This window comes from Paraburkholderia youngii, assembly GCF_013366925.1.
In the GTDB taxonomy this organism is placed as follows: domain Bacteria; phylum Pseudomonadota; class Gammaproteobacteria; order Burkholderiales; family Burkholderiaceae; genus Paraburkholderia; species Paraburkholderia youngii.
In genome coordinates this window covers 146,023-167,540 of record NZ_JAALDK010000003.1, presented here as the reverse complement: position 1 = coordinate 167,540, position 21,518 = coordinate 146,023, and the positions used below count along the sequence as shown (strand labels likewise).

Here is a 21,518-nt window from a genome sequence, read left to right as displayed (position 1 = left end):
GCAAGCACCCACCCATGCGAAAGCCCAAGACAACGGCCGGACGTCGGCTACTACTGGAGCGCTACAGCCGTGTCGCTGACGGCGTTGCACTGCTTTTTTTCCCGTATGTGGAAATCGTTATCCATGACTTGCAAAGTCAGACGGTCGCCTATATCGCCAATAATCTCTCGAAGCGGGAGTTGGGGGACGACTCGGCTTTGGAGGAGATCGACCATTCGGCGGAGTCCGGTACCGTCGGTCCATACGAAAAGATTAATTGGGATGGCAGGCGCATGCGGTGCGTCAGTACGGTACTGTTTGACGATGCCGGTAGCGCAGTCGGCGTGATGTGCGTGAACTACAACATTGCAGTGTTCGAAGACATTAAGCATGTGATTGACCGTGTGATTACCGGTGCAGGCTTGGTGAAACAGCCCGAAGAGCTGTTCAAGGATGACTGGCAGGAACGCATCAACACTTTCCTTCACACATGGCTCCAGGAACGTCAGCTGGCGCTGAATTCGCTTACTCGTGATCACCGTCGCGAGCTCGTCGAAGCTCTATGGGCCGAAGGGGCGTTCAAGGGAAAAAGCGCTGCGAATTATGTCGCAAATGTCCTGGGAATGGGCCGCGCGACCGTCTATCAGCATATAAGAGATCTGCGAGGCGCGGCGGCTTGATTCGGCAAAGTCTCCCGGGGCATGAATACGCAATGCGTTGATTGAACATCGCTGAGTTCCCGTTTTACGGCCTGAAGGCGAACATGGACCGTCCACTGCATCCAACGGTAGATCGTCCGCAATTGGTCGCATCGAGGCAGTGCCCTCTGAAATTTGCCCGCTGCAAACCGGCCTATAAGGACCTCCCCGATTTAGCAAGATTGGTTTAGCGGATGATCGAACAAGTCTCCTTTGTCGTGAGAGGGGACGTATCTGGCAGGAATGGCGGCGAGACAGACTGCATGCCTATAAACAGCCTCGCTGGGCGCGCTGGCGTTGCTGCGCCCGGGCCCGGATAATAACCGCGCAGCAGGACTCCATTCATTGAGCCGCATTTGCACTGGGCGCATCGCCTTGCCGGTTTTCGAGTTCGCCTGCTGCCGGTCTGACTTGTCGCTATCCTTGCCCGTTGGGTCCTCGAGTTGGAAGTGAAATTGCTGTGGGCGTGGCGTTTCAGGGTTCGGGGCTTACGCGCTCGCCGCCCCGCCATGGCGGGCGGGCGCGTGCGATGGATCGAAACGTTCGCCCCTGGCGAGCACCGCCCACAGGACGCGGGCGTGCTTGTTGGCCACGGCAACGAGGGTTCGGGAGTAGCCCACGCGCGCCTGCAACTGAACGATCCAGCGGGAGAGCCGGTCGTTGCGTCGGGGCGCGGTGAGGACCGCGGAGCGCGCGCCCTGGAACAGTAGACTGCGCAGATAGTCGTTACCCTGTCTGGTTATGCGCCCGAGCCGCTGCTTGCCGCCGCTGCTATTTTGCTTGGGCACGAGGCCGAGCCACGCGGCCATCTGCCCGCCGTTCTTGAATTGTGCTGCGTCAACGATGGTGGCCACGGCGGCCGAAGCGGTGACCGTCCCGACTCCGCACAGCTCCATGCAACGCTGTGCCTGGGAGTCGTGCTTGGCGTGGTCGCCGATCTGTCGATCCAGCCACGAAATCTCGTCGTCCAGCGTCTGCCATTGGGCCCAGCCACGCATGAGAGCCTGACGGGCCTGACCGTTGAGTTCGTTGTTGCCGTCCTCAATGTGCTCAACGAGGTGTTTGCGCAACTGGTTGATGCCTTGGGGCAGGAAGACACCGAACTCGCCCAGCAGCCTTCGCAACCGGTTCACGAGTGCGGTACGCTCCTCGACGAATCCGGTGCGCATGCGGTGGAGCACCAGCACGCTCTGCTGGGCGGGTGACTTCACAGGCACGAAGCGCATGTTGGGGCGACCCGCAGCCTCACAGACAGCTTCGGCATCCTGTGCATCGTTTTTTATCTGGGCGCCACCTTTGCGGTAGGGCGCGACAAATTGCGGGGGAAGGAGCCGTACCAGATGTCCGAGCGCGCGCAGTCTACGGGCCCAGTAATGTGCGGCACTGCACGCTTCCATGGCGACGAGGCAGGGCTGCAGATTGGCGAACCAGCTGAGGAAGTGCTCACGGCGAACGGCTTTGCGGACCACGACGTGTTCCCTGCCGTCGACTGCATGAATTTGCATGACGTTCTTCGCCAGATCCACGCCGACACGAGTAATCGTTTCCATGATTTCCCCTCCCGGAAGGTTGTGTAGCACCAGCCATGATGGCACCGATCGGTGCCTATGCTGGGATCGGGGAGGTCCTTACTAATTCATTGAGCGAGGCCGGATGAAACCTCGGTAAGCCTAACTGGAAGACGACCTCGACCGGCCGTTCGTGGCCGGGTTGAGGCGGTGCCATCCGCAACTCGCTCGCCGGAGACCGGCCATTGAGCGAGGGCGGACGAGACCTCGGCTAACCAAACTGGACGACGACCTCGAGCGGCCGCTGGTGGCCCGACTACTGCCTCTCCGCAAGCGGTTGTCCCGGAAGGCCGCCAAGACACTTTGTTGACCGTGCCGCCGTTCGACAGTAGGGTTGCCCTACCACCGGTCGCGATCAGGCATTGCGTCGACAGCCAGCGCGATTCGATCCTCAAAAAGACACTGGTCATGCTCGCTGGGCGACGGGGTCTTCGGAAACTGTACGTAGCGTTCGCCGTCGATATCGACCCACTTCGCCAGTTGCACGAGCTTGCGATAGCGTGCGGCGTCTTTCAGGACGGGATCGATCGGCCAGCTGTCGATCGTTGACACGGTAGCATCGACGAGCCTCTGGGCGAGCATGGCGAATAGCGGGCCGCGCGTTTCCCAGTCTTCATCATTGCGCGCGAGCATGTCGATGACCATCTGTGAATCACAGGCTCCGAGCTCTTTCTCGACCAGGTCACGCAGGTCGCCCTCGGTGATTTTCGGGCGACTCAGCCGGCGGTTCCAGATATGAGCACACCGGGTCATTGCAGATTTCTCGTCCTTGCCTACGGGCAGCCACGGCGTTGACATGCCGCAGTCCGAGCAGTAGATGCCGACCAGTTTTTCGGTTTGGGGAGCAAATGCAGGGCGGGGCATGACGTCGCCGATGACAGGTGGGCCGGCGTGACGGCCATATTTGCCGTAGTCAAAAGGAGACGAACCGGTTTCCGCGACGACCCGTTGGGAAAACCCAAGGGTGCCGCGGCCGCCGCAGTGGTCGCAGGGATAGAGCTGTTCGTACATTGTCCGGGTCTTCGCCGTGCATTTATTGGGAGATATTGGCAGGCATTATCGTTGGACATTGGACGCGCGAAAAGCCGATTTACAACCGGAAAAGCGCCGCTTTATGTATGAAGAATAGTTTCAGGAAAATCGTCATGAACGCGGCCGTCCAGTTCGCGACCGGCGGCTTTCTTGCCGACGCGGTCCATCGGCTGTCTGGAGGGGTTTGAGCCGGGCGCCCATTCGCCCCATTGCTTGAAGAAGAACGGCACCTCCGCGGCAGCGCATTGGTCGCGCAGCGAGCGTGCCCAATCGGGATGCATTGGCCGGGCGCCGTGTCCGCTTTCGCCGCCGACAATCATCCAGTCGAGCGCCTCGAGGGCGTTGGTGTGGTCGCGCCAGTCACTGCCCGCGAACATGCCTTCGAAGCTCACCGGGCCCAGCAGCGGCTCCATGGAGAGGAAGCGCACCCGCGCTGGCACCGCAAGCAGCTTCGGGATGTCGCGATCGGCCTCGGCCTGATTGACGACTGTCGCGCCGAGCCAGACGTTGTCGCGACCCGCGAGCCAATCGCGCGATCGCGCGTGAGCGACCATGTCGGACACATTGCCGATGCGCTTCGTGAGCAACAGCCAGTTCAGGTTCGGCGTGCGCTCGATCAGCTCGGACAGATCGCGGCGCCATAGCGGATCGACTTCGTTGTCGAACACGTCGGCGAGCGATGCGCAGAACACGCGCTGGCGACGACCGTGCTTCGCGAAAAACTCTTCATGCTGCGCATTCCACTGCAGCGGCTTGCGCCAGTTCGCGGCGGAAGTGCGGCGACGTGGCGCGCCCGGGCCCCAGTTGATCGGTGTGCCGCCGGCGAAGCGCGCGTTGCGCGTCTCTGCGTAGCAGTGGTCGCAACCCGGGCCGACCTTCTGGCATCCTTCCCAAGAATTAAAGGTGTGATCGCACCATTCAATCTTACTGTTCTGGCTCATGTTGCCTCTGCTCAGACCGTTTCGATATCGGGAGACTGTAGCGCGAGCGTTCCGCACTGGCGGGCGCGCATTTCGATCCCGTCCAGCCACGGGAGAAACGCCGCGTCAACGAGGTTGGACGGCGCAAAGTTCGGGACGATCAGATGGCCGATCTGATCGCCCGTCGAATTGATCGCGGCGAGAGAATTCGCGTCCGGCACGATCCAGAAATGCCAGCGCTGCACGAAGTACCACCAGGTTTTCGCGCGTTCGAGCTCGGCCCACGTCGCGCTAAAGTCGAGGACTGAACCGACCGCACTGAAAAACACGCAGCGCACGCCATTGGACGCGGTCGCGGCCACGACATCTGGCGACCCGAGGAAAGTGACTGCAGATCGTGAGAGGCGCAGCCCAAGGCGGGGTAGCGGCCCAGCCAGTCGAGCGAGCGCGACGTAGCGCGTTCAAGAAAAAAGCTTTTGCCGAGCATGGAGGACTCCGTTAGATAGCCCGATCGGGAACCGGGCACGCAATTCCATCGTGCCGATTCAACCGGAAAGTCAAGCTTTCTGGTTTGTCGCAGGAGAGGCCATCTGTGACTTGTAGGGTAGTCGTTGTCCGTCGCACCACGCTTTACGCAACGCCGTCCTGATGTTTTCAGACTCGTTGGGATAGTGACGCAGCACCCATTCGTTGCTCAGGATGCGTTCCTCGTCAGTCCAATCATCGAGCTCACCTACTTTCGATTCATCGAGGGACGCGAGCGCGTTGTCGATCCGGAGTCTGACGGCGTTCAAATGCTCCTGCAGCGCGAGAAGCCATTGGCGCACAGAATCGGGTCGACCGTTAAGAATGAAGGGTGATGTCGCATAGCGTGTCAGGTTGAGGATGTCCTGGAGGATCTGGGATATCTGTTGCACGGTGACTCCTGTTCGTTGGGTTGCGGCGGGCCAAACTGCCACCGGGCGCCGTGTGTGGTCGCGGTGCGTCGGCCTCCGTCAGTCTGTGTAGCCGTACCGATACCGCTGAAGTAGTGCGCCGTACTGGCGATATGCCACTATCCAATCCGTCGCAAATGCGCGGCGCGCATCGTGAAGGCTGACTTCGCCGTTGCACACGCCCTTGTAAAGCGCGAATTCCAACTCGTCCTTGCGATCCGCGTTCCATTCGGACTTGCGCGGCTGCGGCCACAGATTGCGAGGATCGGTCGGATTGCCGCCGACGCTGAGCGGAATGAGGTGGTCCTCCTCGTAGTCGCGTGGGTTGGTATCCGTGTATCCGTATTGCCGGATCTGGAGCTTCTTGAGCCTGTTTGTATAGAAGGCGGGCGGTCGCACGGTTTTTGTCCAGCCTCTCACACAGATGGTGCTGCCGATGTTTTCCTGCGTCACGTCCGGATTGATCGCGCCCGGAGTGAGCCTCGGACCGGGCAGATCGGCAGCAAAACAACTCGCCGACGATAAGAGCACTGCAGTCGCGAAAATTGATTTCAGCTTCATGTAGCCGTCCGAGTTACGGTTGTCGCGGTGGCTTGCCCTTGTCAATTGCATGGTCGGATTCCTCTGTGTGTGTTGTTGATTCGCGCGCCGGGGTCGGTGTGCCGCCGCGGCAATGTATTTCCAGGTTACCGGGCCTATCGCGGAGTCAAGTCGCCCGCGCATCGCCAGGCGGCGGGATCTGCACGTGCGCGAGCGGCTCGCGATCCACATCCCATTCGACGGCCGGAATGCCACGCGAGAGCCGAAGCGCCCGCTTCTCTTCCTTGCGCGCCTCGTAGGCTGGAACGCCATTCATGCCGTAGACCTCGATGTGCGTCTGCGCGCCGGCGTCGCGCAACACAAAGTCGGGCAGCATGTCGTCGTCTGCGGACAGACGAACCGGTTTTACGAAGTCGCGTCGCTCAGTGACAAGCCGGTTGGCCATGGCCACTTCGTGAATCGAGTCGCAAGGGATAAAGGCGGAAGAACACAGCATCGCTGCGAGATCGACGAGCTTCAGATGGCCTTTCGGCGTCCGTTCGACGAGGAGGAGGATCGCAACGACCCACGCGGCGCGATCGCCGCCCAGCGCACGCCACGCATGCGGCCAGGCGCGCGCCGCGTGTTCGATGAGCGTGGTGCTTGCGTAGTACTTGCGAGCGCTTTGCCGAAGGCTCAACGCATGGCCGTACTGTGTCGGTGTGACCTCGCTGATTTCGCCGATCACCAGACCACGACGGGTCGTGGAGAGGCGTGCGATGAACGAGTCGAACTCTGCGTTGGTCTGCTTCGTCGAAGCGACGCATGACGTGCAGAACCGTCTGGGCATCTGCCCCGTTGATGAGCGCAGTGCTGACCTCGGCTAGCAGCTGGGCGTTGCACTGGCCCCAGTGGCGTGTCGTGCCCAGTCCTATCCACTCATTGAGGCAGGCTTCACACCAGAGCGTTTGCAGGAAAGCGAGCAGGGTGGCGGAGCGTCGGCCTGGGCGGGTTGACGTTTGTGCCGACGATAAGCGGGAACCGGAGTTCGTCTCGCGCAAGGTAAGCGATGCGTCCAGCTTGACGTTCAAACCGGCGGGCGTCGCGAATATCGCCGCCTTGCTGTCGCCACCGCCGGCGGGTTTCGCGGCGTTCGGGTCCTTATGGAAGGCGCATCCTCGCGCGTGCCGATGCCCGTCGTCCGGCCACCCTGCAAGATGTAGCAGTGAACCGTACCGCCGGATAACGAGTTGCAGTGGGGTGTCGTGCCTCGCACACAGACACACGGCATGGCCGGGCGCAACTTTGGCGCGTTCGAGGCGCTTCACGTAGCGAGCCGGATTCTCCTGCACGTCGGCAAGCGGGAATCTGCCGCCATCGAACGCTACGTCTGACATGGTTTCGCTCCACGATGGAAAATGGCCGCACAGGGGCGGCCATGAAAGCGGGTTGGTAGGAAACAGGTATTGCTGCCTTCGAGCTGATATTCGCGCGGGATGTGGTTCTCACGTCACGCGAGTGCGAGCGAGGCGCTTGGCGCGCGCAGCGTTATTTCGCCGTCGGTCGCGCAATCGATGGCGAGGCGGATCTCTCGGTGCGCCGCACGGCGGAAGACGTTCTCGAGCCCAAGGTCGAGGCCGAGGGCGAACGACAGTCCAACGGCAATCACAAAGGCGATCTGGGCTAGCAGGATGAGCGTCGTCGCAAAATTCGCCAGATCGCCCGGTTGCAGGTGGACCATTGCCGAGATGGCAGTCTGGAACGTTTCCGGTGCTGTCCACGCGCAGAAAAGCGCCAGCCAGAACAGCAGCAGCGGCGTGAGGACGAGAGACGCTGCTGCGCCGCGGCACATGAACGCGATAATGTTGGCGAACTGGGCGACATAGTTGCGCGGATGGCGCAGCGCCTCGAGTTTGATGGCAATAGCGTCGGCTTCGCGGATTTCGCCAACCCGAACGCCATTAATGAAGACGGCCTGGCGGGCTGACGTGCCCGTCTTGCGGCTGGCACGCTCAACCAGTCCGCCAATGATGCTTCGCCGGTTCATCTCGACGATCAGGGCACCGACCACTGCCAGGCACACCGGCTTCAGGACGCCGTCCGCATGAAAGACCGGCAGGAGAAAGGCGAACAGGCAGGCGGCGACGGCGGTGGTGAAGGCGACACTACCTGTGGTATTACCGTTGAATTGCTGCTCCTCAGACGATGATTTCGACTTGCGACTCGGACCTGCGCCAGAACCGATCTGTCCTCCATGTCCATCACGATCACGGTGCCCGTGACGCCGTCATGTGCCGTCACGATTCCTTCGCCGCAGCTTTTACGCTCGGTCTCATAGATGACGCGCCGTTCAGCGACGAGGGGGCGTGCGTGTTGTCAGTCGGCTCGGACATAAGGCGTGGTTCCGGGGCGCCCGCGCGCGGGCATTTCTCATTGTCGGGCGCGGGTAGGAACCGGGGTGGCGCAAAAGCTCCAGCGTTTGCGCGAGCTTTCCAGCACATCAGTTTCCGGCGAAAGCTACATGGTTTAGTCGAGCTTTCCGGGTTAGGGCCGTTAGCCGGCTGACGGCAGCGCGACGTGATGGGGTGCGTGCCTTCCAATTGATCACGGGTCTGCCCGCCTTGCCAGGTGGCACGCCCGCACAGATATCCACAGGTTTATTAAGCGAAACGGTGGATATCTTGCCGCGATGGACACGTGAGTCTTCTCCGAAAGCCGCATGGATTTCGCCGTCATTCCGGTCGTATGGCCGTGCCATTGGCGATACGATCGACTCACCTACCGCGTCACTGACGCATCGACTAAACGCCCGCAGCACGCGGGCGCTTTTCATTCACCCCGACGGGTTCACACCCGTTGCGGGCGTGTTCCCGTCTAAGACTGGAGCATCATGAACCTCAATCGGTTGCTTCGCATCGGCATGCAGATGCATTGCCTATCGTACGAAACACACGATCGCCTGCTGCGGATCGTGAAGTCGAAGAAGCGCGACCTGTATTGACATTGATCCGTGTTGCGTCCACATGCCCTATGTACAACTCTCGCTCCTTCACATTCCCGCGACCGTGGTACATGGGAATGCTCTATCGATGGAGGTATGGGGCACCTGGTACACGCCTGCGCACGTGCTGGGCGGCTGGACCTTCAGGCTGCGGCGGCGGATTGAGGCAGAACTGCTTCGCGATGCCGTTGCGCTTGAGCGTGGCGAGCCAGTGGAGGAGCACGCAATGGCCGCCCAACAAGACGCGGGTGACATTGATGTCGCGCCCGAAATGGAGAACTCGGACATCGCTGTGCTGGAACGAGCAATCGGCAACGCCGAAGTGATTTCCCCTGTTCGTGACGCAACGTCGCTGGCCGAACTATTCGAGCAGTCGCTTGCGAGCGGCACGCGCGAGCGCTCGATGTTCGACAGGATCGACCAGTTGACGCTCCTTTGAAACGAAGGCCCACCCGAGAACGGTGGGCCTTTTTTCTTAGCGATATGCAATTGTGAAGCTTTCCGCTGAAACGCCGGCGGATCGTGACGGTATCTTTGGTGAACCTACCGCGTCTCTGACGCATCGACCCAGCCGGCTCGCCCGGCATCCATCTTTGACCGTTCTCCAGAACCTATACAAACCGCTGCATAGCTGACTAAAGCTATGCAGCGAGCTTGCTGTCTGGTTCCTGCTTCACTGAGGCCGGTTTCACCGCCGTCTTGCGACGACGGCCAGAGCCTTCCTCTCCACAGGCTGAAACCGTGGAACTCACGGCCATGATCTTCAAATTGGTTGCCGCGTTCACGTCCCGGTCATGCACCACACCGCACGCCGGGCACGTCCATTCGCGCACCTTGAGCGGCAGCACATCGACCTTGTGATCGCAATCCGCGCACGTCTTGCTGCTCGGAAACCAGCGGTCTGCAACGATCACCCGGCCGCCGCGCATGTCAGCCTTGTACTTCAGCTGCCGACGGAATTCGTAGAAACTCATGTCGGCGATGGAGCGCGCCAGGCGACGGTTTGCCATCATGCCGCGCACGTTCAGATCCTCGATGCCGAGCGTATCGAATCGGCGCGTGAGGTCGGACGTGAGTTTGTGGAGTGCCTCCGACCGGATATTGCTGATGCGGGCATGCAGCTTCGCCAGCTTCATGCGGGCCTTGCGGCGGTTCGCGGAGCCTTTCTGTTTGCGCGACAGGCTACGCGAGATGCGGCGCAGACGATCGAGCAGGGCCGTGTGCGCCTTGGGGCCGAGGATCTTCTCGCGGGTCGAAAGCGTCGCCATCGAGGAAACTCCGAGATCCACACCAACCGCGCCTTGGTTTTCGGCTCTGGATAGGTGCGAAGCCTCGAGAACCTCGACGGTAATGCTCACGAACCAGCGGTCGGCCTTGCGCGAAACAGTGGCCGAGATGATCTTGCCCACGAAGCGCAACGGCTCACGCATGCGCACCCACCCCAGATTGGGAATGCGAATGCGTGAACCTTCGATGGAGAACTGATCGTTGGAAAGACTGAAGCGATCATCGACGCCTTTCCTGCGCTGCGTCGGGTAGCGATTCTGGCCGGAGAAGAAGCGCTTGAATGCCTCGCCGAGCTGGATGATTGCGAGTTGCGGCGCGCACTTCGTCACCTCAAGCATCCAGGGGAACTGCTGGCGCCTGGTGGCGTTGAGTTGACGGCGCAGCGCCATCTGCGAAGGCTTGGACCGCGTCCTGTCAGCCTTGTACGCCTCGTACTGCCGCTTCCACTCGGCGAGCGCCCAGTTGTACGCGAAGCGAGCCGTCCCGGCAGCGCGCGCGAAATACGTCGCCTGCGTGTTGTTCGGGTCGAGTGCAATGCGATGGGCGAGGATCACTTTGAATCCTTTACAGCCTGCCGCATACCGTCGAGCAGCTTCTGAGTCTTGCGCGAGCGCGATCCATACAGCCGCGCGCTGAAGACAGTGATGATCTCAAGAACGTCCTTTGCGAGGTATTGTTCAGCATTGGTTCGAAATTGAAGGCTTGAAGTCGTTGCATGAAAGTTATCGTATCAGCATCGACGCGTTGTCAAGGACGCCTGCGGCGTCCGCGCTTTCCTTCCTCGTCGTGAACGACGAGGTTTGACGCGCCTTTTGATCAGCGCGGGTCCTTCGAGTTCAGCGCTTTTTTGCGCTGTCTCTTTCGTGCCGCCGGGCCGAACTTTAAAAGCGACGCCATTTTCTCGATGTTTCCACGATGGGCGCGCTTCGGACTGGCCTAGACTGGCCGTATCACCCGCGCTTTTGCGCATCGAAAGAACACTCTGGCTTGCCGGAGTGCGTCAACCTTGGACCGACGAATGTTGGTCATCCACGAGGGGCTTCCGCCTGTCTTTGACCCTGCTGGGAGCCAATGCCATCAGGGAATCGGCTCCCTTTTTCTTAGGAGCCGCACAGTGCTGCAGCAAGTCCTTGGTTCGCATGATCACGTCGCGACATCCCCAAAGGCGTTGGTCTCTCAGGCCGAGGCATATAGCAAGTCTCGGGAACTCCTGAGTCTCGTATACGGCCAGGGTTTCCGTCAGGCGAGAACCGCCTACACCTACGAAATGTTTTCCCTGAACCTCGTTCGTGAGTTCCCCGATGCTGTTCCTGCAAAAGGACGCATCGCAGGAAGCGACGAGAACGTGTCGTGGATGGTCGGTAGTCAGACAGTGGCGATCTGGCACCCGGAGAAGGCTGTCGGCGTCACCGGATATTCGAACCACGTTCGCACCAGTTAATCCTTCATCAAACCGCTTGTGTTACCGCGGTTGAATTCTTCCCGTCAGGGCAACCTCCCTGACGGGACGGTTGCCCTTCAATTCTTTGAGGCAACCATGTGCAAGATCATCATCAGTCTCGTTCTCGCATCCATGCTGTCCGCCTGCGCCAGTACCGATTTCGGCTCGCCGAATACGTATCAGCGCTACGACGTCCAGCGTGCCGGCTCTGTTGAAGAGGCCACCGTTGTTCGCACCCGCTCAATCTCGATTGAAGCGGGTTCGGATAACTCCGGGCTCACTTCGCTGATCACCGCCGGTGTGGGTGCGTTCCTCGGTCGCCAGACCATCGGCAACGGCACAGGACGCTACATCGCGGGGGCCTTGTCGGGCGCTGCATCGGGCTTTGTCGCACAGAAGGTTTCGCAGGCGATGGCGCAGCGTTCAGGCCTCGAAATCATCGTGCGCAAGAGTTCGGGCGCCACGGTTGTCGTCGCTCAACCGGACGACCAGCGCTTTGTCCCGGGCGAGCACGTGCTTCTCGTTGCGACCGGTTCGGGTCTTCGCGTCACTCACTGACCCGCTCTTCAGATGCCGGCACCACCGCCGGCGCATTCCTTCATCGCGAGGTGTTCCCTAAAGGGCACCTCGCTTTTTCTTTTTTTGAGGCTGAAATGCTCAAGATTCCAAAGGTGTTCCATGCCGACCAGCGTAGCGCCGGCGCGGCAACGGACGCCGCCATCACACACCACGCGACGCAGATGCTGCGTCGTGTCGCCCGCGATCTGCGTTTGCGTTCCGGCGAGCACGAGATCGTCACCGAACCGGCTCGCCGCAATCGCGGTTGCCGCGTCACCCTGCGAACCCCAGCCCTCATGCTGGAGGTTACAGACTCCCCGACCCGGCACAAGGTCGCCGTTTCGTTCCGCACGCGTCGCGGCCGCTCCGATCTGTCGGGCGGCGGCGACAACGCGGTGTCGTTCGAGCAACTGTTTTCCCGCGAGGGATACGACGCGCTGCTTGGCGGTCTGCGGCTTGCAGGCGGCCTCGATGGCGAAAGCCGGTAGGGGACGCGATGGAAATCGTCGACATTGTCGTTGAGTACCCATCCGGCCTGAGCATCACAGATCGGGCGACGTTTATTGCCGATCTGGATCAGGTCTGCATATCGGAAAGGCTGGCGTTTGTCATGCAGCACCTCTCTCAATCTGAGTCTCCGCCCAAGGTTTCTGCGCGGGGTCCCGATTGCTCCCTGCAACTGGAGGCCAAGGTCGACGGGACGTTCCATGTGGCGTCGAAGCTGGCAGATCGACTGGACAAGATCGGACTGTGGGCAGAGCTGGTGGACATGGTCAGGTCACCCACGAGGGACCAACGCCAGCAATTCGGCCGGTTCATGCACACGCTGTCTGCCGCAGCAGTGATCGGTGCGATCAGTTTCTGGCACACAACGTCGAGCTGGTCTGTTTCCAACATCCTGTCGGAGGTCAATCTGGTCGTGGCCTTTGTGCTAACCTTGTACGTGGGCATGGTTTCCATGAATGGAGAGTGAGCATGGGCTTCAGTTTCTTTGCGCTGGGCGTGGCTGTTGCCTTGTCTGTACTTGGTCTCGTCATGGACCGTAACGGTCGTAAGGCGGATCGCGCTCGTCGGCGCACGCCATAGCGTCATCTGATTGTCAAAAGTGGGCTGGCGAGGTCGCCGGTCCTCAATCCATCTAAAGGCTGCACCTCCGGGTGTGGCCTTTTTGTTGTGCGCCCAGCATGGGCGCACTCTTGCGGGTGCAAGTCCCGCCATAAGCTGGTCACAGCGAATGAAGTGAAGCGCAACTGCATGAGGGCGACCGAATGTGGGGAGGAAGCGTGGAGCGTAAATCGTGAGCCGATGAACAAGAACCGCATAGGAGGCGCTGCCGGGCAGGGTGAGCGGGCAATAGACCGCGAAGCTCTCGTGACCAAGGCGAGGCGGCGTAAATGCGGCGGTTGTGCGATGAAGGAGTGCGTTCTTACCTGGGGAGATCTCGCCTCGTGCCTGAAAGCGCAACGGCGTCGAGCCGGAGCGAGAAGTCAGCAGAGGCCGTAGTGTGCGCTGGGCAGCGCGTTGTTCGGGAGGGTTGAAGTCCCTCTGGCGCCCGGATGAGGGGCGCCATATCCGAAAGCGGGGGTAATGCCTCGCTGGCCGGAGAGAGGTGGGAAGGTATGGAGACGTCTAACTGGGCACGAAGGCGAAAGCCGGATACGGACAAGGCGGACCTGAAGCCATCATCTCGCAGTACTCCGGAGGGCAGGGTGTCCGCCGTGAGGCGGAATCCGAAGGGCATGAGGAGAAGTACCGGGCCGTAGTCGATGGGGGCTGCCCCGATGACGAACCGGTCGGCCAAAGGTGGGGCAAGGTCGAGCCTGCACTATGGAGGCGAAGGCGTTCTCATTCACCCACCGCACCAAGGTGTTTGCGGACGGCACGGTGCGGAAGAACAGCGTGTGACCCCAGGAGAACTGGCACAGTCCGCGGGTGGCACCGCGGGAAGCAAGCCTATAAGCGAGGAGCGAAGTGGTGAGCGGCGCTGTGCCAGTAGTCGGACGGCTGAGTAGTACCTGAAGCGTGGCCAAAACTACGTGACCGAGCGATCGGCGACGGAAGTGGGTCGGGGAAGGCAGCCGGCGAAGATGATTGGGAAGAACCCGGACGACAGTGAGTAAGGACACGGAGGAGGATCAGTTCCATGAGCGAAATACCCGTACATCCGCGCCCGAGGAGACTGTCTGACTGGATCAACCCGATGGAAGCAAGGAAGGTCCACTCATTAATTGACAAGATTTATCAACGGAAGAATCTGGAAGTCGCCTGGGAGCGGGTCCGGGCCAATCGGGGCAGTGGCGGTGTCGATGGAATCAGCGTGGCAGACTTTGCCGAACAGGCGGACCAGCATCTGGACCGTCTGCAGGCAGAACTGCGTGCGCGGACCTATCAGCCGCAACCGGTCCGGCAGGTCTCGATCCCGAAAGTCGGCAAACCGGGGGAGTTCCGCCAGCTCGGCATACCGTCGATTTACGATCGCGTATGCCAGCAGGCGCTGCTCAACCGTCTTGAGCCGATCTTCGAACCGGTATTCGATGACGCCAACTTCGGCTATCGGCGAGGGCGATCGACACATGACGCTTTGCGCAAGATCTGGATTGGACGGCTCAATCCCATCCTGCGGGGCTGGGGGCACTACTACAAGCGCTCCCACGTCCGGAGAATCTTCAACCGGCTCAACCGATGAATCGTGCGGCGCATCTGGTCGCATCGTTTCAAGCGCTGGCGCAACATGGGCTGGAAGGTTTTGCCCGAGGCGCGGCTGTATGGCGAGCTCGGGTTGGTCAATCTTGTGCAACTGATACCTTCTATTGCGTCCCAGCATGCTGCATCTTCGTGAAAGCTGCATGCCGGAAAACGGCACGTGCAGTTTGCGCGGCGGACGGAGGCCAGCGCGTCAGCGCGCCTCCTCCGACCCAACAGTCACAGGACAGGTCGATGAGACCGAAGCTGGTGACGAAGGGCCGAACGGGAGGGAGTGTCCAGCGCCATGTCGATGCGACAGGAATTGCGTCAGATGCCCGCGCAAGCGGGGCGAGCGGGAGGCACGCGCGGTGAAGCTGCGCCTATGTCCGTGAGCGACGAAGCCTGTTGCCCGCGCCATGAGTCCGGGGGCACAGGGTCATCGCTGCTGATGGCGGCGCTGACGAAAGAGAACCTGAAGCAGGCGTTCAAACGGGTACGGGCCAACAAGGGAGCTGCTGGCGTTGACGGTCTGGACATTGACCAGACGTCGCGCCATCTGGTGACGGCGTGGCCCGCGATCCGCGAACAGTTGCTGAAGGGGACGTACCGGCCCAGTCCGGTACGGCGGGTGACAATTCCGAAGCCGGAAGGAGGCGAGCGCGAGCTTGGCATCCCAACGGTGACGGACCGGCTGATCCAGCAGGCGCTGCTGCAGGTGCTGCAACCGGTTCTGGACCCTGGCTTCAGCGAGCACAGCTACGGTTTCCGGCCCGGACGCGTGCGCATGACGCGGTGCTTGCCGCGCAGTCGGGCCGGCGAATCGTGGTGGACGTTGATCTGGAGAAGTTCTTCGACCGGGTCAACCACGACATCCTGATCGACCGTCTACAGAAACGTATCGGGGACGCCGGGGTGATCCGGCTGATCCGGGCGTATCTGAACAGCGGCATCATGGATGGTGGCGTGATTCAGCAGCGCGAACAGGGCACGCCGCAAGGCGGGCCGCTATCGCCGTTGCTGGCCAAGGTGCTGCTCGATGAGGTGGACAAGGAACTGGAACGGCGCGGCCACTGCTTCGTGCGTTATGCCGATGATGCGAATGTGTATGTTCGCAGCCGTCGCGCTGGCGAACGGGTGATGGCGCTGCTGCGCCGTCTGTATGGGCGACTGCGGCTGAAGTTCAACGAGACCAAAAGCGCGGTGGCCAGTGTGTTCGGTCGCAAGTTTCTGGGCTACAGCCTGTGGGTAGCGTCCGGTGGTGTCATCAAGCGCAAGGTGGCGGCCAAACCGCTGCTGGCGTTCAAACGCCGCATTCGTGAACTGACCGGCCGTAACGGCGGACGCAGCATGAAGGACGTGGTGGAACGGTTACGGCGCTATGTGCTGGGTTGGAAGGCGTACTTCCGGTTGGCGCAAACGTCACGAGTCTGGCGGGTGCTGGACGAGTGGATGCGTCACCGGTTGCGTGTCATCCAGCTTAAGCAATGGCGCCGCGGCCCGACCATCTACCGGGAACTGCGTGCGCTGGGGGCACCGCCCGCTGTGGCGCAACAGGTGGCGGCGAACAGCCGTCGCTGGTGGCGTAACAGCGGCAAACTCCTGAATAGCGTGCTGACCCTCGCATGCTTCGATCGGCTGGGTGCACCCCGCCTCTCATAACCTCAACTTCCCGAACCGCCCGGTGCGGACCCGCATGCCGGGTGGTGTGGCAGGGGTACGGCCTTATGGCCGTCCCCTATGCCGATTTCCGATTCTCATGTCCGAACTTCTCGAACCACCGGTCGTGCATGCCAGCACGCCGTTTGATCCTGCTGGAAAAACCATCAGCCAGGTTGAATCACATTGCCCGGACCCTGTGCCAATCCGAGATAGAACCGGAATGGATCGTGGCGGCCAACTTCATCAACGATCCGAACGAAGACTGCTACGGCCTGTCGGCTTCACGAGACTGGCCGGACAGCGGGACCGCGCGCCGACGGCTGGCGCTATCGGTTGCCCGCGGAAGCTCGGAAGGCTGGATCATCCAGATTGATTTTGTCCAGTTCGTCGCTCTCGGCGAAGCTGGGCACTGGAAGAGCCAGCCGGTCCTGCGCAGCAAGACGCTTTCGCGCACGCAGGCATGGGCGATCGCCGCCGTTGTCTCGCGGATGCTCGACCTCGACTGATTCGATTTTCTTCGCTTTTTTTGCAATCCCGGACGGGGCCAATATGTACCAACTCTCGATTCCCGGCCAAGTCTTCACGACCCCGACGCTCTCCGGGGTGTTCGCGCTGTTCGTCAATGAGGCGGTCCAGGCAACTGAGACCACTTTGATTGACCTGGACGGCGGTGCGGCCGCAGTACGCGTGACGCGCTACAACGGCACGCTCGGCATCCGTCGTGACGGCACGGTCGCAGAAATCGTCGCGGCAATGTTCGACGAAGTCCGTTCGCTGTGGCTATCGACCTATGGCCCTGAGCCGAAGCCCTGGCAGATCCGCGCATCGCACTGGGAACTGCTGTTCGCAATTTTCGATCTTGCGCGTACGCCAACGCGGTTTCTCTCGACCGACCAGATCGATGCGCAAAAATCGGCCGCACGTGAAGCGCGCCAGTTCTTCAATCTGCTGTCGCTATTCAATGACGTGGCCATGGAACGCTTCGGATTTGCCAGCGGCGGTCCTTGTGTGCCGGGAGGCAGCACGAACGGACGACATGAGGTGCACATCGCCTATGCGCTGCTGCGCAACGAGCAAATTCCCGAAGCGGTGCTCTCGGAATACCGGGCGATGGAAAGGGCATTCTGTTACGACCTCGAGTGGGCGTCGACGTTGCTCGACGTTCCGACGCTGCGCGGGCGGCTACCGGCGGCGAAACTGCATCAGCTGTTGTCCGTGATGCGAGCGGCGAAACAGCCGGTCACGGCAGAAACGGTCGATGCTCTGGTGGCCGCTGTCGCCGGCGTATCCAATGCACCGGACTTCATCGAGGTCGATGACGCCCTGTTCGCGGCGGGCCTCCTGCAGGTTGACCCATTGCCGGAGATGTTCGACAAGCCGGTATCGGTCGGACAGCCGGTCAATGCGCTGGCCGCGCGGCTTCGTGACCCGATCGCCGACTAGCGCCGGGAGAAAAAGCTGGACCATGCGGACATGCAGCGCACGCAGGGGCGGCTCAGTGCCCGTCGGCACGCGCTGGAACGTTCGATGGCGTTGCTCGCATACGGGCGCGAAACGTTCGAATGGCCGAACCGTGTAGCCGTTGCACTGGAGTCGCGCGATGTGGCAAGTCTGCTGAACATCCTCGACACGCCTGACGATCACAACCTGAGCAGCAAGCAGGTCGTGCTCGAGTTCCATGGCCTGAAGTTGCGAGGCCTGACGGCTAAGTCCCGGCGTCGTGCGATTTTCGAACTGTGCGGACTCGACGGGACTGCGCAGGCCGCATGGGAAGAGAGCGAGCTTTCGCGCAAGCAGGCGGAGCGCAAGGAGCAGGATGCGCAGCGTGCGAAGGAAGCCGCGCAGAATGCCCGCTATAAGCGCGGCGACGGCGTCGTCACCGATGGCGCCCAGCATGTCGACGCGATCGCATCGGGGTTCCGGGAGATTCGGGACTGGCGCAAGGGGGAGAGCAAACAGTACGTGCTCGTCAACACTGAGCTTAACGAGGCGCGTCGTCTGCAGGTAAAGGATGGCACGCTGGATTACGCCCGCGCGATGCTCGAGCGGCTTGCAGCCTGAGGGGAGGGGACGATGCGATTCGATCGTACACCCAAGGTCGAAGGTCTTCGCTGGACTTCGCGGATGCAAGCCTTGCATCTGAGCCGTCAGGATCGGGCTCGCGAAAAGATCGAACGTGCCTACCCGCTCTTCAGCGATCAGATCGAAACGCCCCAGGCGCTTTCGGTTGATGAAGAGCGGGAACGGCGCGAACGGCTGCTGTACCAGAGCGAGCAACGCATGCGCGATCTGCGCGCCCAGCAATGGCGTCGCCTGCGTCGCGAGTACTTCGCATGCACGCCCGGCGTGCGCGCGCGGATCTTGGAGGCCTGGAAGGCGTGGCGCGGTCCGGCCAATCCTGTCTGTTTCGCCTACGTGATCGAGCAGCACAACGGCGTGGGCGAAGAGAAGTCCCGACGGCATCGCGAGCAGGAAGCGGCGATGATCGCGAGAATCGATGCAGCACGGGCCGCGCAGACAGCGTTGCTCTGACTGCATTTTCCTGAACCACAGCCGGCGCATATGCGCCGGCTTTTTTTTTCGGCCTGGCGTCACGCGATAAGTCTAAGCGGGGTCAATCTGCTCATCATTCGGGCAAACCTTCGCGCAGCGGCCGCCCATACTGGGCTCTGTTACCCGCGTCCATGACGCATCGACCCGCCGGAGACGGCAACAATTCTGCCCTTGGGGATCACGTCCCTTGGGGCGTTGTTCAGGGGGCACTTCCTTCAAGGACACCCCATGAAACATCCGAACGCTGTTTCAGGAACCCGGGACGTTTCAATCGCCCAGATCGAAAACGCGATCAACGTGTGGCGCAACCGCAATCCGGCTACCTCCGACGAGGAGGTGACGGTGCTGTGCGCTGAAGCACGCTGTCTCGCCAATCTCTACGGCAGCATGATCTTCAACCGCGTGACCGCCGTGCCGCGCGAAACCCTTACCGAATCTCAACTGGCCGCTCTGGCTGGCGCGAAGGCGTAAGGCACAACTTTTTTCGCGTCTCCAGGACGCATCGACGCGCCGCATCCGCGGCACATCCAACTCGCCCCTCAGGGACCACGTCCCCCCGGGGGCGTTGTTTCGTGGGGCTTTTCCTTTTCAGGTACCCCATGAAAGTCTCTGCCTCGCAACTTCGCGAACTGCTCATCACCTACATTCCGGCCCGCCTTCCGGTGCTTATCACCGGGGCTCCGGGCATCGGCAAGAGCGACATCGTCGCTCAGGCGGCTCAGGAAACCGGGCATGACCTGCTCATCAGCCATCCCGTCGTTGAAGACCCCACGGACTCGAAGGGCCTGCCATTCCCTGACGGGAACGTCGCCCGCTTCCTGCCGTTCGGGGATCTCGAGCGCGCATTGAGAGCGACAACGCCGCTGCTCTGGTTCCTTGACGATCTGGGCCAGGCATCACCGGCGGTGCAGGCGGCAAAGATGCAACTGCTGCTGGCACGCCGCATCGGCGAACACGCGCTGCCCGACTGCGTCACGTTCGTTGCGGCCACCAACCGGCGCAACGACAACGCGGGTGTCTCGGGCATTCTCGATCCCGTCATCTCGCGTTTCGCGACGGTGGTGGAGCTTGAGCCTTCGATCGCCGACTGGACTGCCTGGGCGGTGCGCAGCGGTGTTCCTGCCGAACTGATCGCGTTTCTGCGATTCCGGCCGGATCTGCTGTCCGTGAAGAAGACCGCGCGCGATATCGAAAACGCACCGAGCCCCCGAACATGGGGATTCGTCGCGAAGACGATGCCGGTCGTGCCGAAGTCGCTCGAGCTCGTCTCCTACGCGGGTTCGGTGGGCGAGGCTGCAGCGAGCGAACTGATGAGCTTTCTTGCCATCTACCGCGAGCTGCCGTCGCCGGACGCCATCATTCTGTCGCCGGACACGGCGCCGATCCCTGAGACCCCGGCCGCGCTGTATGCGGTCAGTTCGGCGCTGGCGGCGCACTCCACCGAAGGCAACTTCGAGCGGGTGCTGACCTACAACCAGCGGCTGATCGACGTAGGCCACCGTGAATTCGGTGCGCTTCTCGCGCGTGATGCCGTGCGTCGCAAGCCTGAACTGGCGAGCACCCATGCGTTCATCCGCGCGCAGGGTGGCGAGATCGGAAAAATCATCCGCGGCGAGTAAGCCGCTGCCTGTTGCTTCATCCGTTGTTCGTTCTGCCACGGCCCGCCTCGCGCCGTGGCTTTTTTCTTTCTGCTCGATCCAATCCCTTTCTATTCTGGAGTTTTCCATGAACATCACTGAACTGAAATCCCGCGTCATGCTGTCGGCCGTCACGGTATCCGCCTGGCAGGCGCGCTGCTTCGACGTGAAAGCGACCGAAGAAGTCGAGAAGAATCATCAGGCAAAGGACATCGGGCGCTTCAACAAGCGCCTGCTGCCCGAGCATGCGCCGAGCTACAAGGAGGTGGTTTCGATCGGCAATCGCATTCGCCGCTATCACTACGACCACTCGCTAAAGTACGAACAGCTGGGCGTGCGTCTGCTGCCGACGGCGATCTACATGGACTTCGCCGACCAGATGCGCAGGATGAAGGATGAGTTCGATCTCGCCGTTTCCGTCTTCCTGACCGACTACCTGAATCTCAAGGAACAGGCCCGGGTGGAACTGAACGGGCTGTTCAACGAGTCGGACTATCCCACGCTTGCCCGCATGTCAGAGAAGTTCGGCGTCAAGCTCGCGGTGCTGCCGTTTCCTGACGCGAGCCAGTTTGGCGTCGATCTGCCGGCCGACGTGCTGACGGATCTTCGTTCGGAAATCGACCAGCACGTGCTTGCCTCGATCTCGACGGCGAACAATGATCTGGTCGGGCGTCTGTACGAGGCCGTCTCGAAGCTGGCCGACAAGCTGTACGGTGCCACCGATGTTCGCCTGGGCGTCACCAACCAGGTGCGCGAACTGTGCGAGCTGCTGCCGAAGCTGAACTTCACGAACGACCCGAAGCTCAGCCACATCCTCGAACAGGCGAAGACGCATCTCGCGGTTCACACGGGTGCGGATCTGAAGGAGTCGAGCGTGCTGCGTTCGCAGGTCGCGGCCAAGGCCTCGGAAATCGAGGGGCTGATGGCAGCGTTCATGGGCGGGACACCGGAGCCGGTGGCGAACCAGCTTTCGACGTTCGCGCCGCTGGAGCAGGTTGTCCAGCCGGAGCCGACGCCGCTTCTGCGACTCGTCGCGTGAGGTAGCC

The 21,518-nt window shown here is 61.4% G+C and carries 22 protein-coding genes and 3 pseudogenes; 15 read left to right on the top strand and 10 right to left on the bottom strand.

Annotated features, from left to right (window positions below; all coding sequences use genetic code 11):
* Positions 1 to 14 precede the first annotated feature (14 nt).
* Positions 15 to 659, top strand: a complete 645-nt coding sequence (locus G5S42_RS39330; protein WP_176112145.1) for a helix-turn-helix transcriptional regulator — start codon at positions 15 to 17, stop codon at positions 657 to 659.
* Between the two features lie 506 nt (positions 660 to 1,165).
* Here G5S42_RS39330 and G5S42_RS39325 read toward each other — a convergent pair.
* The 8 genes and pseudogenes from G5S42_RS39325 to G5S42_RS39290 form a co-directional block, all read right to left on the bottom strand.
* Entirely contained in the window at positions 1,166 to 2,227 is a 1,062-nt protein-coding gene (locus tag G5S42_RS39325) for an IS110 family RNA-guided transposase (protein WP_176112144.1), read from the bottom strand.
* Between the two features lie 357 nt (positions 2,228 to 2,584).
* Positions 2,585 to 3,256, bottom strand: a complete 672-nt coding sequence (locus G5S42_RS39320) for a Lar family restriction alleviation protein (protein ID WP_176112143.1) — start codon at positions 3,254 to 3,256, stop codon at positions 2,585 to 2,587.
* 101 nt (positions 3,257 to 3,357) lie between these two features.
* Positions 3,358 to 4,218 (bottom strand): phage Gp37/Gp68 family protein, encoded by an 861-nt coding sequence (locus tag G5S42_RS39315; protein WP_176112142.1) that lies wholly within the window; start codon positions 4,216 to 4,218, stop codon positions 3,358 to 3,360.
* Between the two features lie 11 nt (positions 4,219 to 4,229).
* Positions 4,230 to 4,559, bottom strand: coding sequence for a hypothetical protein (locus G5S42_RS39310; protein ID WP_246392475.1), 330 nt, complete (start codon positions 4,557 to 4,559; stop codon positions 4,230 to 4,232).
* A 195-nt stretch (positions 4,560 to 4,754) separates the two neighbouring features.
* Positions 4,755 to 5,114 carry a hypothetical protein gene (locus tag G5S42_RS39305; RefSeq protein WP_176112141.1) on the bottom strand — a complete coding sequence of 120 codons (360 nt, stop codon included), beginning with the start codon at positions 5,112 to 5,114 and terminating at the stop codon, positions 4,755 to 4,757.
* Positions 5,115 to 5,192: 78 nt separating this feature from the next.
* Entirely contained in the window at positions 5,193 to 5,903 is a 711-nt protein-coding gene (locus G5S42_RS39300) for a hypothetical protein (protein WP_246392473.1), read from the bottom strand.
* Positions 5,839 to 7,048, bottom strand: a pseudogene (locus tag G5S42_RS39295) (DUF1173 family protein). Before G5S42_RS39295 ends, G5S42_RS39300 begins: the two are co-directional and overlap by 65 nt.
* A 113-nt stretch (positions 7,049 to 7,161) precedes the next feature.
* Positions 7,162 to 7,722, bottom strand: coding sequence for a hypothetical protein (locus G5S42_RS39290; protein ID WP_312883711.1), 561 nt, complete (start codon positions 7,720 to 7,722; stop codon positions 7,162 to 7,164).
* A gap of 1,054 nt (positions 7,723 to 8,776) precedes the next feature.
* Here G5S42_RS39290 and G5S42_RS39285 point away from each other — a divergent pair.
* Positions 8,777 to 9,091, top strand: a complete 315-nt coding sequence (locus G5S42_RS39285; protein ID WP_217710321.1) for a hypothetical protein — start codon at positions 8,777 to 8,779, stop codon at positions 9,089 to 9,091.
* 202 nt (positions 9,092 to 9,293) lie between these two features.
* Here the strand turns inward: G5S42_RS39285 and G5S42_RS39280 are convergent, their stop codons facing one another.
* Together G5S42_RS39280 and G5S42_RS45915 are read right to left on the bottom strand one after the other, a co-directional pair.
* A complete protein-coding gene (locus tag G5S42_RS39280) occupies positions 9,294 to 10,493 on the bottom strand; it encodes an RNA-guided endonuclease InsQ/TnpB family protein (protein WP_176112139.1) in 1,200 nt (399 codons plus the stop codon).
* Positions 10,490 to 10,618 (bottom strand): annotated as a pseudogene (locus G5S42_RS45915) (IS607 family transposase); the annotation flags it as partial. The gene G5S42_RS39280 and the pseudogene G5S42_RS45915, both read right to left, overlap by 4 nt.
* Positions 10,619 to 11,053: 435 nt before the next feature.
* Between G5S42_RS45915 and G5S42_RS39270 the strand changes: the two are divergent.
* From G5S42_RS39270 to G5S42_RS39215, 13 genes and pseudogenes are all read left to right on the top strand, one after another.
* Positions 11,054 to 11,380, top strand: a complete 327-nt coding sequence (locus tag G5S42_RS39270) for a hypothetical protein (RefSeq protein ID WP_176112138.1) — start codon at positions 11,054 to 11,056, stop codon at positions 11,378 to 11,380.
* 96 nt (positions 11,381 to 11,476) lie between these two features.
* Positions 11,477 to 11,938, top strand: a complete 462-nt coding sequence (locus tag G5S42_RS39265) for an outer membrane lipoprotein (RefSeq protein ID WP_176112137.1) — start codon at positions 11,477 to 11,479, stop codon at positions 11,936 to 11,938.
* 95 nt (positions 11,939 to 12,033) lie between these two features.
* Entirely contained in the window at positions 12,034 to 12,426 is a 393-nt protein-coding gene (locus G5S42_RS39260; protein WP_176112136.1) for a hypothetical protein, read from the top strand.
* A gap of 8 nt (positions 12,427 to 12,434) precedes the next feature.
* Entirely contained in the window at positions 12,435 to 12,911 is a 477-nt protein-coding gene (locus tag G5S42_RS39255; RefSeq protein ID WP_176112135.1) for a hypothetical protein, read from the top strand.
* A 1,170-nt stretch (positions 12,912 to 14,081) separates the two neighbouring features.
* Positions 14,082 to 14,624, top strand: coding sequence for a group II intron maturase-specific domain-containing protein (locus tag G5S42_RS39250; protein ID WP_217710319.1), 543 nt, complete (start codon positions 14,082 to 14,084; stop codon positions 14,622 to 14,624).
* A 303-nt stretch (positions 14,625 to 14,927) separates the two neighbouring features.
* Positions 14,928 to 16,282, top strand: a pseudogene (gene ltrA / locus G5S42_RS39245) (group II intron reverse transcriptase/maturase).
* A gap of 65 nt (positions 16,283 to 16,347) precedes the next feature.
* Positions 16,348 to 16,788, top strand: coding sequence for a hypothetical protein (locus G5S42_RS39240; protein WP_246392471.1), 441 nt, complete (start codon positions 16,348 to 16,350; stop codon positions 16,786 to 16,788).
* 97 nt (positions 16,789 to 16,885) lie between these two features.
* Entirely contained in the window at positions 16,886 to 17,725 is an 840-nt protein-coding gene (locus G5S42_RS44720; RefSeq protein WP_246392469.1) for a hypothetical protein, read from the top strand.
* Between the two features lie 84 nt (positions 17,726 to 17,809).
* Positions 17,810 to 18,343 (top strand): hypothetical protein, encoded by a 534-nt coding sequence (locus G5S42_RS44715; protein ID WP_246392467.1) that lies wholly within the window; start codon positions 17,810 to 17,812, stop codon positions 18,341 to 18,343.
* 12 nt (positions 18,344 to 18,355) lie between these two features.
* Complete coding sequence (locus G5S42_RS39230; protein ID WP_176112134.1) at positions 18,356 to 18,814, top strand: hypothetical protein; 459 nt, start codon at positions 18,356 to 18,358, stop codon at positions 18,812 to 18,814.
* A gap of 249 nt (positions 18,815 to 19,063) precedes the next feature.
* Entirely contained in the window at positions 19,064 to 19,306 is a 243-nt protein-coding gene (locus G5S42_RS39225; protein WP_176112133.1) for a DUF3717 domain-containing protein, read from the top strand.
* 128 nt (positions 19,307 to 19,434) lie between these two features.
* Positions 19,435 to 20,454, top strand: a complete 1,020-nt coding sequence (locus G5S42_RS39220; protein WP_176112132.1) for an ATP-binding protein — start codon at positions 19,435 to 19,437, stop codon at positions 20,452 to 20,454.
* A 106-nt stretch (positions 20,455 to 20,560) separates the two neighbouring features.
* Positions 20,561 to 21,511 carry a hypothetical protein gene (locus G5S42_RS39215; protein WP_176112131.1) on the top strand — a complete coding sequence of 317 codons (951 nt, stop codon included), beginning with the start codon at positions 20,561 to 20,563 and terminating at the stop codon, positions 21,509 to 21,511.
* Positions 21,512 to 21,518 lie beyond the last annotated feature (7 nt).